The organism is Kitasatospora sp. cg17-2 (assembly GCF_054031055.1).
Map to the genome: position 1 here is coordinate 8,679,576 of NZ_CM132923.1, position 15,739 is coordinate 8,695,314.

16 protein-coding genes are annotated in these 15,739 nt (G+C 75.7%); 12 read left to right on the forward strand and 4 right to left on the reverse strand.

Annotation, left to right across the window (positions count from 1 at the left end; genetic code table 11):
- Window positions 1-103: 103 nt before the first annotated feature.
- Both ACW14Y_RS36495 and ACW14Y_RS36500 read right to left on the reverse strand, forming a co-directional pair.
- Window positions 104-1,285 carry a glycosyltransferase gene (locus ACW14Y_RS36495; protein ID WP_380437104.1) on the reverse strand — a complete coding sequence of 394 codons (1,182 nt, stop codon included), beginning with the start codon at window positions 1,283-1,285 and terminating at the stop codon, window positions 104-106.
- The gene (locus ACW14Y_RS36500; RefSeq protein ID WP_380309510.1) at window positions 1,282-1,581 is read right to left on the reverse strand and encodes a hypothetical protein; all 300 of its coding nucleotides are present in this window, start codon (window positions 1,579-1,581) and stop codon (window positions 1,282-1,284) included. The genes ACW14Y_RS36495 and ACW14Y_RS36500 overlap by 4 nt, the downstream gene beginning before the upstream one ends.
- 147 nt (window positions 1,582-1,728) lie before the next feature.
- Here ACW14Y_RS36500 and ACW14Y_RS36505 point away from each other — a divergent pair, with 147 nt between their 5' ends.
- The 5 genes from ACW14Y_RS36505 to ACW14Y_RS36525 all read left to right on the forward strand — a co-directional run bounded on the left by ACW14Y_RS36505 (window position 1,729) and on the right by ACW14Y_RS36525 (window position 6,531).
- Window positions 1,729-2,661, forward strand: coding sequence for a 3-oxoacyl-[acyl-carrier-protein] synthase III C-terminal domain-containing protein (locus tag ACW14Y_RS36505; RefSeq protein WP_456984896.1), 933 nt, complete (start codon window positions 1,729-1,731; stop codon window positions 2,659-2,661).
- Between the two features lie 116 nt (window positions 2,662-2,777).
- Window positions 2,778-3,068, forward strand: coding sequence for an acyl carrier protein (locus ACW14Y_RS36510; RefSeq protein WP_266272654.1), 291 nt, complete (start codon window positions 2,778-2,780; stop codon window positions 3,066-3,068).
- 3 nt (window positions 3,069-3,071) lie between these two features.
- Window positions 3,072-3,890: a hypothetical protein gene (locus ACW14Y_RS36515; protein ID WP_380309505.1), complete on the forward strand. Its 819-nt coding sequence runs from the start codon at window positions 3,072-3,074 to the stop codon at window positions 3,888-3,890.
- The gene (locus ACW14Y_RS36520) at window positions 3,887-4,648 is read left to right on the forward strand and encodes a 4'-phosphopantetheinyl transferase family protein (protein ID WP_456984897.1); all 762 of its coding nucleotides are present in this window, start codon (window positions 3,887-3,889) and stop codon (window positions 4,646-4,648) included. Before ACW14Y_RS36515 ends, ACW14Y_RS36520 begins: the two co-directional genes overlap by 4 nt.
- Before the next feature lie 152 nt (window positions 4,649-4,800).
- Window positions 4,801-6,531 carry a condensation domain-containing protein gene (locus ACW14Y_RS36525; protein WP_456984898.1) on the forward strand — a complete coding sequence of 577 codons (1,731 nt, stop codon included), beginning with the start codon at window positions 4,801-4,803 and terminating at the stop codon, window positions 6,529-6,531.
- Window positions 6,532-6,574: 43 nt separating this feature from the next.
- Here the strand turns inward: ACW14Y_RS36525 and ACW14Y_RS36530 are convergent, their stop codons facing one another.
- Window positions 6,575-8,842 carry an MMPL family transporter gene (locus ACW14Y_RS36530; RefSeq protein WP_456984899.1) on the reverse strand — a complete coding sequence of 756 codons (2,268 nt, stop codon included), beginning with the start codon at window positions 8,840-8,842 and terminating at the stop codon, window positions 6,575-6,577.
- Window positions 8,843-9,017: 175 nt separating this feature from the next.
- Here ACW14Y_RS36530 and ACW14Y_RS36535 point away from each other — a divergent pair, with 175 nt between their 5' ends.
- The 7 genes from ACW14Y_RS36535 (at window position 9,018) to ACW14Y_RS36565 (ending at window position 14,627) form a co-directional block, all read left to right on the forward strand.
- On the forward strand, window positions 9,018-10,190 hold the full coding sequence (locus tag ACW14Y_RS36535) for a sensor histidine kinase (RefSeq protein WP_380310616.1): 1,173 nt from the start codon (window positions 9,018-9,020) through the stop codon (window positions 10,188-10,190).
- Window positions 10,165-10,827: a response regulator gene (locus ACW14Y_RS36540; protein ID WP_380310614.1), complete on the forward strand. Its 663-nt coding sequence runs from the start codon at window positions 10,165-10,167 to the stop codon at window positions 10,825-10,827. The genes ACW14Y_RS36535 and ACW14Y_RS36540 overlap by 26 nt, the downstream gene beginning before the upstream one ends.
- Before the next feature lie 221 nt (window positions 10,828-11,048).
- A complete protein-coding gene (locus ACW14Y_RS36545) occupies window positions 11,049-11,426 on the forward strand; it encodes a hypothetical protein (protein WP_380310612.1) in 378 nt (125 codons plus the stop codon).
- Between the two features lie 122 nt (window positions 11,427-11,548).
- Window positions 11,549-12,565 carry a hypothetical protein gene (locus tag ACW14Y_RS36550; RefSeq protein ID WP_456984900.1) on the forward strand — a complete coding sequence of 339 codons (1,017 nt, stop codon included), beginning with the start codon at window positions 11,549-11,551 and terminating at the stop codon, window positions 12,563-12,565.
- A complete protein-coding gene (locus ACW14Y_RS36555) occupies window positions 12,562-13,371 on the forward strand; it encodes an SDR family NAD(P)-dependent oxidoreductase (RefSeq protein ID WP_456984901.1) in 810 nt (269 codons plus the stop codon). Before ACW14Y_RS36550 ends, ACW14Y_RS36555 begins: the two co-directional genes overlap by 4 nt.
- Window positions 13,368-14,162 carry a polysaccharide deacetylase family protein gene (locus tag ACW14Y_RS36560; RefSeq protein WP_456984902.1) on the forward strand — a complete coding sequence of 265 codons (795 nt, stop codon included), beginning with the start codon at window positions 13,368-13,370 and terminating at the stop codon, window positions 14,160-14,162. The genes ACW14Y_RS36555 and ACW14Y_RS36560 overlap by 4 nt, the downstream gene beginning before the upstream one ends.
- Before the next feature lie 39 nt (window positions 14,163-14,201).
- A complete protein-coding gene (locus ACW14Y_RS36565; RefSeq protein ID WP_380437122.1) occupies window positions 14,202-14,627 on the forward strand; it encodes a hypothetical protein in 426 nt (141 codons plus the stop codon).
- On the opposite strand, the gene ACW14Y_RS36570 is transcribed toward ACW14Y_RS36565, so the two are convergent.
- The gene (locus ACW14Y_RS36570; RefSeq protein WP_456984903.1) at window positions 14,608-15,729 is read right to left on the reverse strand and encodes an MGDG synthase family glycosyltransferase; all 1,122 of its coding nucleotides are present in this window, start codon (window positions 15,727-15,729) and stop codon (window positions 14,608-14,610) included. The genes ACW14Y_RS36565 and ACW14Y_RS36570 overlap by 20 nt on opposite strands.
- Window positions 15,730-15,739 lie beyond the last annotated feature (10 nt).

Sequence of the window (15,739 nt, forward strand, 5' to 3'; positions counted from 1 at the left end):
TGCGGGGATGGGGTTGCCGGGGCGCCGGAAGACGGCGCGCGGGACACCTGGGAAGTGGTGCTGCGGGCCACCCTAGGGGTTCCGGCACCCCGGAAACAATGGCCTAGACCAATGGATTGGCCCGAGGGGCACCCGGTGTGACCAGTGCCTCCACCCGGTCGGCCGCCGTTTCGGCCCCGCCGCCGGCGAGCAGCTCCGCCCCGACCCGGGCGGCCGCCGCCCGGTACCCGGGTTCCTCCAGCACGCTCCGCAGGGCTCCCGCCAGATGATCCGGCGTCACCCGGGCGAACGGCACCCGCAGTCCCGCCCCGGCGGCCGCCAGCTGGGCCGCGACGAACGGCTGGTCGTGCCGGATCGGGGCCGTGACCAGCGGCAGCCCGTGCGCCAGGGCCTCGCCGACGGTGTTCATCCCGCCGTGGCACAGCACCGCGTCCAGCACCCCGCGCCGCATCAGCTCCAGCACCGGCGCCCGGTCGACCGCCACCGCGTGGCCGGGCAGTTCGGGCAGCAGCTCGCCGGGCGCCGCGAACACCGGCTGCACGTCCGGCCCGCACAGCTCCAGCGCCCGCACCGCCCGGGCCAGGAAGTCCGCGCCGAGCTCGCCGGACAGGGTGCCCATGGTGACCAGCACCCGGCGCCGTCCCGGCAGCAGCCGCTCCCAGGGGAACGCCGGATCGGCCGGCCGGTCCGTCAGCACCGGGCCGACGGCGGCATGGTGCGCGGGAACCGGCTCGGGGCCGGTCAGCGCGGGGCCGGTGAAGGCGAGCACCAGGGCGGGGGAGAAGCGCGGGTCGACGTACTCCTCCTCGGGCAGCCCGGCCCGCCGCCACAGGCCCAGCAGCAGGCCGGTCATCCACTCCTCCAGCAGCGGCAGCCCCCGGAACGGCCGCCCCAGCTCCATCGCCCCCGGCGCCAGGGTGCCCCAGGGCAGCCGGTGCCGGTGCGCCACCAGCGCCCCGGCCGGGGTGTGCTGGTCCACCAGCAGCGCGTCCGGCCGGAACTCCCGCACCGCCGCGTCCAGCGCCTTGGTGGTGAACCGCGCGTACGGAACGATGAAGCCCTCCCACAGCGAGCGGACGGCGGCCAGCCCGTGCCCGCCCTGCGCCCGGAACGCCCGGGTGCCGGTGCCGAACACCGTCGCGTCCGGCCCCAGCAGCGGCCGCAGCGCCGTCTCGGTGCCGGTCCAGGCCACCTCGTGGCCGCGCGCCACCAGCTCCCGGGCCAGGCCCACGGTCGGATTGACGTGCCCGGTCAGCGGCGGGACCACCAGCAGGAAGCGGCTCATCGGGCGTCCTCCGCGGGCAGCAGCCGCTCGACGTCGGCGACGGTGAGGGCCTCCAGCGCGGCCAGGTCCAGGCCGGCCCGCAGCGCGGCGAGGTCCACCGACGGGCCGAAGCTCCGGCGCAGGCCCTCGTGCAGCGCGGCGAGCTCGGTCTCGTCCAGCAGCAGGTCCCCGTCCAGCCGGGACGACCCGGTCACGCCGGCCTCCCAGCCGGGCGGTGCCTGGGCGGCCTCCGCCAGCAGTGCGACCAGGGCCGGACGGACCGGCGGTACGGGGACGGGACGTTCACGATCGTTCATCAGGGACTCCACCGGCTCGACGACGCGGGGGCGGGGGGACGGCGGCACGTGGCCTGCGCGTTCCGTGGGGTGAGCTGTGCGGACTCTGCGCCGCAACCGCCCGAGATCACTTGTGCGGACCCGTCGGGCGTGGGAATACTAGCCCGCGTGACCGCACTGGAGGCAGTGGCCGTCCACCTCCCCCACCACACCGTGCCCATCGAGGCAGTGGGCGAGCGTCTGGGCCTGACCCCACGTCAACTTCGACTCTTCCGCCGCTTCCACGGCCTGGACCAGCTGCGACTGGACCCGGACGGGAAGCTGCCCGACCTGCTCGGCGCCGCCGTCGACGCCCTTCCGGAGCTGCGCGGACGCGAACGGGACATCCGTTTCGTGATCCACGCGCGCAGCATGCCGGTGGCCGTGCCGTACCCGCTCAACCCCCTGCACGACCTGCTCCACCGGTACGGCCTCGGCCACGCCCAGGCCTTCACCGTGACCCACCACGCCTGCGCCGTCGGCCTGCTGGCCGTCGACCTGGCCGGGAGGCTGCTCGCCGAGGAGCCCGACCCGCGGGCGCTGGCCCTGGTGCTCGCCGGGGAGAAGACCTTCACCAAGGACGCCCAGGTGGTGCCCGAGACCGGCATCTTCGCCGAGGGCGCGGCCGCCTGCCTGGTCAGCGCCGACGGCGAGCACGACCGGGTGCTGTCCTACGCGGTGCGCCAGCGACCCGAGTTCGACGGCCGGCTGGTCGAGGACCAGGACCTGCTGGCCCGCTACCAGCGGGAGTACCCGGATGTGATGGTCGAGGCGATCGAGGCCGCCCTCGACCAGGCAGGTCTGGACCTCTCCGACCTGGCGCTGCTGCTCCCGCACAACGTCAACCAGGCCTCCTGGCGCACGATCGCGCGCCGGATCGGCTTCCCGATCGGGAAGGTGGTGCTGGACAACGTGACGTCGGTGGGGCACAGTTTCGCTGCGGACGGCCTCATCAATCTGCACACCGCGACCACGCGGGGGCTGCTCGAACGGGGCGACCGCTACCTCGTCGCGGCCGCCGGTATCGGAGCGACCTTCTCCGCCATGGTCGTCGAGCACTGACGCCGGACGGCCGACCCGCCGTCGGCCCGTCCTCCCCGGTCCTCCTCCCTTCCCCGGGCGCCGGTCCTTCGGCCGCTCCGCCCCACTCCACCACGCACGACGGGACGGTCCCACCCATGTCCGACCAAGTGGTCCAGACCACCGACACCGAGCTGCGCGTCCGGATCCTGCACAGCCTCGGCGAGCTGATCCCGCGCGTCCTCAAGCGGGACCCGTTCGAGATCCCCGAGAACGCCTGCCTCTTCGACGATCTCGGCCTCACCTCGGCCGGCACCATCGAGCTGATCCTGGAGGTCGAGGAGGCGCTCGACATCCAGGTCGACGTCGAGCAGATCACCGAGGACGACCTGCGCTCGGTCACCAACCTGGCCGACTACGTCGCCGCGCACGTCATCGCCGAGGACTGACCGGTGTCCGCCGCCCCGGGTCTCACCCGGGTGCTGACGCGGTACGCCGACGGCCGCTCCGAACTCTCCCTCGACCCCGACCTCCGGGTCTTCGTCGCCGACCTGGTCCGCCCGTACGGCCTGCCGCTGCGCGAGGACCTGCTGGCCGAAGGGGTCGGGCACGCCTACGAGGAACTGGCCGCCGGCCTGCTCGCCGAGGCCCTCGGACCGGACGAGCCCGCGGACGTACTGATCCAGGCCTTCGACTCGCCCGACGTCCGGCCCGGCGCGCCCACCTCGCTCGCGCTCAGCCGCTCCTGCGCGGGCACACCCACCGCGCTCGCGCTCTGCGACCAGGGCACCGCCGGGGCGTTCGCCGCGCTGCGCGCCGCGCTCGCGTACCAGCGGACCGGTGTCGCCCGGCGCGCGGTGGTCGTGCTCGCCGAGCAGACCGCCCTGCACCACCTGCCGCCCGAACCGGTCACCCTGCCGGACCGCCACTGCGCCGTCGTGCTGGTCTGCGAGACCTTGCCCGGCGAGGAATTGACGGTCCGTCAGGACAGTGGAACGTCGTCCTCGGGGGCGTCCGCCGCCGAGGAGGTCCGCCGGCAGGCGAAGGCGCTGGGGGAGGGGGCGGCCGTCCTGCTCGCCGCCGGGCTGGAGGTGCCGGGCCTGGACGCCGTCCGGGTCCCCGCCGGCCAGCCGTTCACCGGACTGTGGTCCGCCCTCGCCGACCGGCTGCCCGGCTGGCGGGCCGAGCGGCGACCCGTGCTGCTGGCCGACTTCGACCCCAGGCTCGGTGTGCTCTCCACCCTGACCCTGCGCGCCGGTCCGCCGTCGTGAGCGGCCCCGGTGCGGCCCCGGCCGGCACCGGGTCCGCCGGTTCTGTTGCTTCCGCCGCTCCGCTCGCTCCGGGTGCTCCGGTCGGCGGCGCGGACCTCGTCGACGTCTGGCTGATCCCCACCGACCAGCCCGAGCCGGTGGTCCGCGCCCTGTACGAACTGCTCGACCCGGCCGAACGCGCCCGCGCGGACGGTCCCGACCGGCGCTTCGGGCGACGCTTCACCGTCGCCCACGGCGCCGTGCGCCTGCTCGCCGGCGCCCGGCTCGGCCGCGACCCCGCGCGGCTGGTCTGGCGCTACGGCCCGTACGGCAAGCCAGGGTTCGACGGCCTCGCGGTCAACCACTCCGCCTCCGGCGCCCTCGCGGCCGTCGCCCTCACCGAGGGGCGCGCCGTCGGGGTGGACGTCGAGCGGGTCCGGGACGCGCGGGTCGCGGTGCGGATGGCCCGGCGCTGGTTCCCGGCCGCCGAGGCCGGGTCGGTCGCCGCCGACCCGGACCCGGCCGGGCGCTTCACCGTGCTCTGGTGCCGCCGCGAGGCGTGCGTCAAGGCGTACGGCGGACGACTGGTCCAGGGCTTCGGGCTGCCGCTGGACGGACCGTCGCCGGTGCTGCTCGCCGACCCCGGCGCGCTCGGCCCCGGCCCCTGCCGGGTCGAGGACGTGCCCGCCCCCGACGGGTTCCGGGCCTCGGTCGCCGCGGTCGGCGGCGACCCGGTCGAGGTCCGCCGACGGTTCTGGTTCCCAACTGGCCTGGCATGACAGGTACTTGACGAAACATCAGAATTGTTCGGGGCCCGCCGGTATCCCAGGTTTCTGGTCTGGACCACATGATCGGCCCGCTGGTAGCGTCCCGACCGCACCTCGCCCAGACCTGCGAACCGAAGGGCGCGATCGACGTGATGACGCACGACGTGACCGAGACCGAAGGCCGGATCACGGCCCGCTTCCACGGCGTGGGAGGCGGCTCAGGACCGCTCACCCTCGGCCAGGACAACATGCTCCGCTGCATCGGGCGCGACCGGCCCGAACAGATCAACCGCGAGTCGGTCTGGCCCGTCCCCGAGGGCACCACCGTCGCCACCGCCGTCGACGCCCTGCGCGCGCTGCTGGAACGGCACGAGTCGCTGCGCACCGTCTTCCCGCCCGGCCCCGGCGCGGACGGCTTCCCCGAACGCCAGGAGGTGCGCGCCGAGGGCGAGTTCACCGTCACCCTGGTCCCCGTCGGTGACCGCGAGGGCGCCGGGATCGACGCCCTCGCCGACGAGCTGGGCCGGGCCGACGTCGCCCGGCCGTTCGACCTGACCGCCGCCCCGCGACTGCGCTTCACCCTGCTCACCGAGGGCGAACTCGTCCACCGGCTGGTCGTGGTGGGCTGCCACGCCGGGGTCGACGGCGTCGCCGTCACCCTGCTGATCCGCGACTGGCTGGCCCTCGCCACCGGGACGCGACTTCCGCCCGCCGAATCCCGCACCCCGCTCGAACTGGCCGCCCTGGAGCAGAGCCCCCAGGGGCGCCGCAAGACCGCGGCCGCGCTCAAGCACTGGGAGAGCGTCCTCACCACCGGACCGTCCAGCTCCTTCTCCGTCGACGGCATGACCTCCGGCCCCACCGAGGGGACGGCCGCCCTGCTGCTGCGCTCCCGGACCGCCGCCGCCGACCTGGAAGCGGTCTGCCGCCGCACCGCCGCCGGCCCCTCGGCCGTCCTGCTCGCCGTCTTCGCCGCCCTCGCCGCGCACCGCGCCGCCCGTACGGACCTGGTGGTCTCGGCCCTGTCGGCGAACCGCCAGCGCTCCGCCCTCGCCGACCACATCGGCACCCTCGCCCAGGACGCCCTGATCGCCCTGGAGGTCGGCCCCTCCGGCGCGGACGACGACCTGGACGCCCTGATCGGCCGCACCAAGGTCGCCTCCTTCACCGGCTACTGGCACAGCACGCTCAACGCCGACAAGGTCTGGCGGCTGGTGGAGGACGTCGCCGAGCGGCGCGGCGCCCGCTTCAACCGCCAGATCGTCGTCAACGACCTCAGCCTCGCCATCCCCGAGACCATCTCCGACGCCCGCCCGGCCCCGACCGCCGACCCCGAGGTGCAGTGGCTGCCGGACCAGCCGCTGCCGGTGCGCCTGATGCTCAACATCCTGCGCACCGCCGGCAGCCTGGACTTCGCCCTGCTGGCCTGCCCCCAGGTGTTCGAGCGCGCCGACGCCGAGCGGTTCGCCCGCGCCGTCCCCGCCGTCCTCGCGGCCGCCGTCGCGGGACCGCTGCCGCTCACCGAGCTGGCCGCCCTCAGCGGCCTGCGCCCCGCCACCCGCACCGGCGACTGGCAGCGGATCGGCGCCGACTGGATCGACCTCGCGGCCGTCCGCGCCCTCGTCGCCGACGCCCTCGGCGCGCGGGCGACGGCGGTCGACCTCGGCTACGAGGACGGCCGGCTCACCGCCCGGATCGCCACCACCGACCAGGAGCTCACCCCCGCCGCCGCACACCGGGCGGTCGTCGGCGCCCTCCCCGGCCACGAGACCGCGATGGCCCCGCACCACTACGCCGTCCACCACCACCCCGGCCCGCTGCCACTGCTCACCTGGCCGACCCTCCCCGCGCACGCGGAGGGCCCGGGCCGCGCGGAGGCGGCACTCCCGGCGTAGGCCAGGTCGGCCAGGGCCGCCCCGGTCCTGGCCGTCGGACCGTTCACGGGTGGGGAGTTACCGGAGGTCGATGCTCGTCCTCCGTCCGGTCGGCGCCGACCGGGCCGCGGGGAAGCATCCGGTCCAGCCACGTCGGCAGCCACCAGTTGGTCCGGCCGAGGAGCGTCATGGTCGCCGGTACCAGCACCATCCGGACGACCGTGGCGTCGATGAGGATCGCGGTGGCCAGGCCGAGCCCGAACATCTTGGTGGAGGGATCGTCGGCGACGGCGAAGGACAGGAAGACCGCCACCATGACGAGGGCGGCCGAGGTGATGATCCGGGCGGTGCGCGAGACGCCCTCGACGATCGCCGTGCCGTTGTCGCCGGTGCGCAGGTACTCCTCGCGCACGCGGGAGAGGAGGAACACCTCGTAGTCCATCGACAGGCCGAACAGGATGGCGAAGAGGAACATCGGAATGAACGACACGATCGGAACCGTCGCTTCCAGCCCGACGAGTGCGCCTCCCCAGCCCCACTGGAAGACCGCGACCATGATGCCGTAGGCCGCGCCGATGCTCAGCAGATTCAGCAGGACCGCCTTGAGCGGTACGAGCACCGAGCGGAAGACCAGCGTCAGCAGCAGGAACGACATCGCCAGCACGGCGGCGACGAACGCCGGCAGGCGTTCGCTGGTGCGTCGGCCCACATCGGACAGGCTCGCGGCGGCGCCGCCCACGTGGGCCCTGGCCGGGCCCTGCCCGATCGCCGCGGGCAGCACGTCGGCGCGCAGCCGGGCGACGGTGTCGGCCGTGGCCCTGTCCTGAGGGCCGGTGGTCGGGAACACCACGAGGGTCGCGATGCCGGTGGCCCGGTCGACGCGCGTCGGCGCGACGGAGGCGATGCCCGGGTCCGCCGCGACCGTCGCGACGAGTCGGTCCAGCACTCCCGGATCACCGGCGGGGTCCGCGGCGATGACCAGGGGACCGTTGACGCCCGGGCCGAACCCCTCGGCGACCAGGTCGTAGGCCCGGCGCTCGGTACGGCTGGGGGGCAGTGAGCCGTCGTCGGGCAGGCCGACGCGCAGGCCGAGCACGGGCAGCGTCGCGGTCAGCAACAGCCCCGCCGCGCCGAGCGCGTACGGCACCGGGTGCCGGCAGACGTGCCCGATCCAGCGGTGCCACCCGGCGGCGCGGGCGGCGCCCGCCGCCGGGTCCCGTCGCCGCGCGCGTCGGCCCGGCCTCCCGGTCCGCAGCGCCCGGCCGAGCCGGTCGAGCCGGCTGGCCCGGGCCAGGCGTGCGCCGGCGACGCCGAGGAAGGCCGGCAGCAGCGTCACCGACGCGACCACCATGATCAGAACGACGATCGACACGGCGAGCCCGCCCACCGTCATGAACGGCACGTCCGCGACCGCCAGGCCGAGGATCGACACGACGACGGTGCCGCCGGCGAAGACCACGGGCCTCCCCGCCGTGGCCACCGCCCGCCCCGCCGCCTCGCGGGGACCGAGCCCGCGCGCGAGGTACTCCCGGTGCCTCGCGAGCACGAACAGCGCGTAGTCGATGCCCACTCCGAGCCCGACCATGCTGCCCAGGACCGGTGCGAAGGTGGGGACGTCCGTCACCCCCGCCAGTACCGTCATCGTGGCGACCCCGACGGTCAGTCCGAAGACCGCCATGCCGATCGGCAGCGCGGCGGCGACGAGCGAACCGAACGACAGGAACAGGATCGCGGCTGCGGCGAGGAGGCCGATCAACTCGCTCGCGCCGCCGTCGGGGTCGGAGAAGGCGTAGAAGAGGCTCCCGCCCATCTCGACGCGCAGGGGCAGTTCGGCGCGCAGCCGGCCGCCGAGATCGACGAGGGCGTCGAGGTCCTCGGCCGAGAGCCGGTCCTGGTCGGGGTACTGGACCCGGACGACCGCGATCCGCCCGTCGGCCGAGACGAGGCCTTCGCGCACGGTGGTGTCCCCGCCCGTGTCGAGTGCCCCCGCCGGGTCGCTCGTGCCGAGCACGTGCGGCAGCCGCCGCACCTCGGTCTGCAGCCGCGCGAGCGCGGTGCGCGCGCCGTCGTCGTCGAAGAACGTCGCGGCGCCGTCGAGGGGGGTGACCACCACCTGGGCGGTCATCCCCTCCTGGCCGGTGCCGGCCCGCTCGATCAGTTGCGCGGCCCGTCGGGAGTCCAGTCCCGGAGCGGTCATCGAATCCGCGTTCCGCCCGCCGAAGGCGACCGCGGCGAGGACGGCGAGCGTGGCGGCGACCAGCCATGCCGCGATCACCCGCCGGGGACGGCGGGCGGCGCCTGTGCCCAGGCGCAACAGGGCTTTCGAGAGCATCGGTTCCTCCAACCGCCTCGGCGGCCGTCCTTGTACGGCCGCCGAGGTCGAGGCTCGTCGCCGCGGCGCGCCGCGGCATCGGCCCGCGGGCCGCGGATCCGTCGGCCCCGGGGCGGAGTGACGACCCGTCCTTTCGGCCGATGCACGTCCCGCCGCGGTCCCTAAGCTGAGAACCGTGCTCCGAGACGACCTGCGAACGCTGTGGACCGAACCCCGGCCGACCGACGCGCCCGCCCGGGTGCGGCGGGACTGGGCGCTGCTCGCCGCGGGCCTTGCCGGGGTGGCGCTGGAGGCCGCTCTGCGCGAGGACGTCGTGTGGCGTCCGACGGCGGTGGTGTTCGCCGTCTGGCTGTGCCTGCTGCCCCTGTGGCGCCGAACCCGCCCGCTGGCGACGGTCGCGTCGGCGTTCGGCTCGGTGATCCTGCTTCAGACGGCCGCGCTCGTCGCCGCACCGCGCGAGCCCGTCGGCCTGTACACCGGCGCGGTCGTGCTCGTGCTGGTGTACGCGCTGCCCCGGTGGGGATCGGGACGGGAGAACGTGCTGGGCGGCGCGATGATCGTCGTGGCGTTCGCGCTGTGTGTCGTCGCGGACGACACCCCGGTCGTCGAGAAGGTGGTCGGCTTCGTCTTCGGGCTGCTGCCCGGCGTGCTCGGCGCCGCGGTGCGGTTCCGGGTGACGGCTCGTGAGCGGCAGTTGGAGCAGGTGCGCTCCCGAGAGCGCGAGCAGCTCGCCCGGGAACTGCACGACACGGTGGCCCACCACGTGTCGGCCATGGTGATCATCGCCCAGGCGGGCCGGGTGCTCGCGGGCACCGATCCGTCCGCCGCGGTCGAGGTACTGGAGGGGATCGAGGAGGAGGGGGCGCGCACGCTGGAGGAGATGCGCGCCATGGTCGCCGCGCTGCGCGACCGCGGGGTCGGCGCCGAGCTGGCGCCCCCCGCCGGCGTCGCGGACCTGGAGCGCCTGGTGCGCACCCCCGGCGGTCGCGTCAGGGTCGACCTGGGGCTCGACGGCGAGCTGGACGCGCTGCCCCCGGCCGTGGACGCCGCCGTCTACCGGATCGTGCAGGAGTCGGTGACCAACGCGCGGCGCCACGCGGTCGACGCGACCGAGGTCGTCGTCCGGGTCGCCGCGGAACGGCACACGGTACGGGTGAGCGTGCGGGACAACGGCCGGCGCACCGGCCGGGGTCGCGACGGATACGGACTCACCGGACTGCGCGAGCGCGCGACCCTGATCGGCGGCACACTACGGGCCGGCCCGGGCACCGACCGCGGCTGGCACGTCGAGGCCGAGCTGCCGAGAGCGAGGAGCGAGAGCGGTGTCCATACGCGTCCTCGTCGCTGACGACCAGGCGATCATCCGCACCGGGCTGCGGATCATGCTGAACGCCCAGCCCGGCATCGAGGTGGTCGGAGAGGCCGCCGACGGCCGGGAAGCGGTCCGCCTGGCCCGCGAACTGCGCCCCGACGTCTGCCTGTTCGACATCCGCATGCCCGTTCTCGACGGGCTCGGGGCCACCCGGCTGCTCGCCGGCCCGGGCGTCGTCGACCCGCTGGCCGTGGTCGTCATCACCACGTTCGACCTCGACGAGTACGTCTACGGCGCGCTGCGTGCCGGTGCCCGCGGATTCCTCCTCAAGGACACGGGACCGGACCTTCTGGCCCAGGCCGTACGGTCGGCCTCCGACGGGGAGGCGCTCATCGCGCCCAGCGTCACGGTCCGGCTGCTCCGGGCGTTCGCGGACCTGCCCGCCGGCCGGCCCGCGGCCCAGCCGGTCTCACCGGTCACCGCCCGCGAGGAGCAGGTGCTCCTCGCCGTCGCCCGCGGGCTGACCAACACCGAGATCGCCGACGCGCTGCACATCAGCCTCAGCACGGTGAAGACGCATCTGGCCAGCCTGATGGCCAAACTCGGCGCCCGGAACCGGGTCGAGATCGCGATGTGGGCGTACGAGACGCGCCGTGTCCTCCCCGGGACCTGAGCCGGCCGCCGGGTGGCGATCCGGGGTCGACGACCTCACCGAGACCGCCGGCCGCCCACGGCTCGGTGCGCGCCCGGGGGAGTGCCCCGGGCCGCCGTCCTTCCTCCCCGGGAGCGCCTGCCCGCGCTCACGCGGCGCGTTCGGCCCCGTACCGTACGCGCTCCTCCCCGGGTAGCCTCCCGGGAGGGGCGCGCGGAGGGGCGTGCAGAGGGGGGAGCGACATGCACGTCCGGGACATGGTGGCGGCGACGGTGGTGGCCGAGATCTTGGGAGTCCTGTTCGCCTGCCTGCTGGGCCTGGCGGTGTGGCTGCTGCTGGGGGAGGGGTGGCTGCGTGACCTCCCCTGGGCCTTCAGCGCCGTCGGAGCCGTCGGGGTCGCGGTCGAGTACGACCGCAAGCGCCCGCCGCGTCGGCTGCGCGGAGTGCTGGCCGGCGTGGCCGCCCTCGGCGCGGTGGCCGTCCTGGTCGCGGCGGTGGCGGACCGCGTGCTCCCGGACGCCGCCGGGACCGGGCTGATCGGCGCGATCGCCCTGCTGCTCGCGGTGCCGGTGGCCAACGGTGTGCTCGCCGCCGCCGCGGGGCGTCCGGCCGAGGGCTGACCCCTACCGGTCGCGCTCCTCCCCGCTGCGGCCCGCTCCTCCCCGCTGCGGCCCGGCCGGGCCCGGCGGAGACTGGGGACGGACCCCCGGCCACCGGGGGCGCCCCGGACGCCGGGAGGGCCATGCTGCTCGGACTCACCACCGCCCTGGTCGCCACCGTCTGCTTCGGCTTCGGTTCGGTGTTCCAGGCGGGCGGCGCGCGGGAGGCGCCGCACGCGGACCGGGTGCGGGTCGGCCTGCTGGCCGCCCTGCTCCGGTCCTGGCGGTTCCTGCTCGGCACCGGCCTGGACATCGCGGGCTTCGCCCTGAGCGTCGTCGCCCTGCGCACCCTGCCGCTGTTCCTGGTCCAGGCCGTCACCAACGCCAGCCTCGCCGTCACCGCGCTCGCCGCCGCCCGGCTGCTCGGGGCCCGGCTGCACCGGGCCGACCTGCTGGGCATCGCCGCCGTGGTGGTCGGCCTGACCCTGCTGGCCCTCGGTTCCGGGCACGCGGGCCGCGACCACGCCCCGGCCGCGTTCCACTGGGCGCTGCTCGCCACCACCGGGCTGATGCTGCTGCTCACCTTCCTCCTCGCGCGCCGCAGCGGGAACGCGGCGGCGGTCGGCCTCGGCCTGCTGGCGGGGGTCGGCTTCGGGGTCACCAGCCTCGCCGTCCGGGTCCTCGACGTGGCCGGGCCGCTCGAAGTGTTCACCGACCCGGCCGCGTACGGGCTGGCCCTGGGCGGTCTCGGCGGCTACCTCGCCTACGCGCTGGCGCTCCAGCGCGGCACGGTGACGGCGGTGACCGCCGCCGGGACGGTGTCGGAGACCTTCGGCCCGGCGCTGGTCGGGGTGGTGGCGCTCGGCGACACCGCCAGGCCCGGTTACGCCTGGTGCGCGCTGACCGGGTTCGTGGTGGCGGTCGGCGGCACCTTCGTGCTCTCCCGGTTCGGCGAGGTGGACTCCGAGCTGGGCCTTCCGCCCGCTCCGGCGCCGTCCGGCCCGGCGCCGCCCGCTCCGGCGCCGTCCGGCCCGGTGCCGCCCGCCCCGGCGCCGTCCGGCCCCGACCCCGGCCGGGTCGCCCGGGCGGCTCGGCCATGCAAAGGTGATTTGCCGGACAAATCGGACGGCGAGGTGCGCACAGAGCGGCAGGTGCCATGACCACGGACGCCACGGACGACGCCCGTCCACGCTCCCGAGGGCCCCGGCGGCGCCCCGCCGACAACCCGCCGATCGCCCTCGTCACCGGAGCCTCCTCCGGAATCGGCACCGCCACCGCCGACCGGCTCGCCGCCGCCGGCTGGCGGCTGCTGCTCTCCGGCACCGACCAGAGCAGGCTCGACGCCGTCGCCGCCCGCACCGGCGGTCGCCCGCTCCCTGCCGACCTCGCCAAACCCGACGGCGCCCAGCGCCTCGCCGAAGCCGCCCTCGCCGCCGCCGGCCGGGTGGACGCCCTGATCGCCAGTGCCGGACTCGGCTGGCGCGGCCCCTTCGCCCAGACCCCCGGCGACACCCTGGACCGGATGCTGGAGGTCAACCTCGCCGCCCCGCTGCGGCTGGCCCGGCTGTTCCTGCCCGGGATGCTGGAGCGCGACCGGGGCCGGATCGTGCTGCTCGGCTCCATCGCCGGCCAGGTCGGCGTCCGCGACGAGGCCGCCTACGCCGCCACCAAGGCCGGGCTGACCATGTTCGCCGAGAGCCTCTGGTACGAGCTGCGCGGCACCGGCGTCGGCGTCCGGCTGATCCTCCCCGGAGCGGTGGCGACCCCCTTCTTCGCCACCCGCGGCACCGACTACCAGCGCGAACGCCCCCGCCCCGTCACCGCCGAGGCGGTGGCCGACCTCGTCCATTCGGCGATCACCACCGACCGCGACCGCGCCTTCCTCCCGCACTGGCTGGACCTCCCGGCCCGGATCCACGGCGCCGCCCCGGGCTTCTTCCGGCGGATGGCGGCCCGGTTCGGGTGACGGCCCGGAGAGGTGCCGGCCTCCTGCTCGGCGCCGCCGCCGGCGTCGAACTGCTCCACCTCGCCCCGGCGGCCGTCCGACTGCCGCCCGTCAAGCGCCTGCTGGCCCGCCGCACCGCCGGCCACGGCACCACCCCGGGGCACGTCGCCCTCACCTTCGACGACGGCCCCGACCCGCGCGGCACCCCGCCGATCCTGGACGCCCTCGACGCCCTCGGTCTGAGCGCCACCTTCTTCCTGCTCGGCACCATGCTCGAACGCTCCCCGGGCCTCGGCCGCGAACTGGTCGCCCGGGGCCACGAGGTCGCCGTGCACGGCTGGCACCACCGCCGCCAGTACCGCCCCGCCCCCGCCCGCGACCTGCGCGAACTGCGCCGCGCCACCGAGGCGGTGACCGCCCTCACCGGCACGCCCCCGTCCTGGTACCGCCCGCCCTACGGCGTCCTCGTGGCCGGCCAGGCGCTGGCCGCCCACCGCCTCGGCCTGCGCACCGTCCTGTGGACGGCCTGGGGCCGCGACTGGGAGGCCGGCGCCACCGGCCCCTCCGTCCTCGCCACCGCCCGCCCCCACCTCACCGCCGGCGCGACCCTCCTCCTCCACGACTCCGACTGCACCTCCGCCCCCGACTCCTGGCGCGCCACCCTCGCCGCCCTCCCCCTGCTCGCCGCCCACTGCCGCGCCCGGGGCCTCACCCTCGGCCCGCTGCGCGAGCACGGAGTCCCCCGAAACGGCTCCGGGGGCCGCGTCGCTCGGGTAGGAAACGCCATGACCGGGTTGCCCGCCAGTACATGACGGCCCGTCATGCGGGCGCCCGACGGGAGGAGTTCCATCGTGCAGGACATGACGCGGCCCGCGGTGCGCTATGCGAGCGACATCACCGCCGAGGACGTCCAGGAACTGAAGGTCTTTGTGGACGGCCGGATCCGTGAGGCCTACGAGGCGTCCAGGAACGTCGGCGACTACACCTGGCAGAGCCAGATCAGCGCGGTGCTCGGCCTGGCCGGCAACCTGCTCCGCCCCCTTCGGCAGCGGCTCGATGAATTGTCCCTGATGATGTTCGCGGAATCCGAACCCGTGGCGGTGCCGAGCCCGGCCATCGATCGCGAGGCCCTGTTGGACGAGCTGGGCCGGCTCTGGAACCGCCTGGTCGGGCTGGTGCGGGACAGCTGGTCGAGCCACCACGACTTCGACGTACTGCGGTGGCGCGAGGTGAAGTACCGCGACCCCCTCGGCGAGGTCAATCAGCAGCCGCTGTAGCTGCGCCCCGGCCCTGGGAAGCCAGGCCGACCCGTTCCAGGGCCGCCGCGAAGCCGGTGCGCCAGCCGTCCGGGGTGGCGCCCTGCGACGGGGGCGGTTCGGGGCGGGTGAGGGCGGCGAGGGCGGAGCGGACCACCTCGGCGGGGCGGGCGGAGACGACGTCGGCGTGGCCCAGCTCCAGTTCGTGCTGGAGGTTGTCGCGGCCGTGGCCCTGGACGACGTCGAGGAGCAGGAGGCGTCGGCCCAGGGCGCGTGCCTCGCTGCAGGTGTCGCCGGAGCTGGTGACGACCAGGTCGGCGGCGGCCATCAGGGCGGGCACCCGGTCGGTCCAGCCGAAGGGGTGGAGGCGCGGGCGGCGGGTGGCGGCGTGGCGCAGGCGGCGTTCGAGTTCGGTGTTGCTGCCGGCGACGGCGAGCACGTGCGGTCCGGCGTCGGCGAGTTCGGCGGCGGTGCGGGCCAGCGGGCCGAGGCCCCAGGCGCCGGACATCAGCAGGACGCAGCGCGCGTCGGGCGGCAGGCCCAGCCGTTCCCGGGCCCCGGCGCGCGAGGGCGGCCGGTAGAAGGGCGCGCGCAGCGGTGCGGGCAGGACGGCCACCGGGGCGTCCGGGCGGTAGCGGCGGACCCCGCAGGCGGCGACCTCGGAGGTGACCAGGAACAGGTCGGTGCCGTCCTGCACCCAGAGCCGGTGCGGGGTGACGTCGGTGCAGAGCACCAGGTGCCGGAAGGCGGGCGGGTCGCCGCGCAGCCGGTTGACGGCGGAGGTGGCGGTGGCGAACACCGAGACCACCAGTTCCGGGCGCTGCTCCGCGAGCAGCGCCCGGACGGCGGGCACCAGCCGCCGCCTCGCCGCCGCGTCGGCGAGCAGGGCGATCCGGGCGCCGGGGCGCAGGGCCGAGAAGTGGAACGCGTCGTAGACGCCGGGCAGGTCGAGCAGCCGCCGGAACACCGCTTCCCCGGCGTTGCCCGCGCGCTGCCCGAGCAGGGCCATCGCGTCGACCGTGCTGGTGGTCCAGCCGCGCGCCTCCAGGGAGTCGGCGCAGGCCCGGGCCATCACGTCGTGGCCCTGGCCGAGCGAACCGGAGACCAGCAGCGCGTGCGGCACCGCCCGGCCC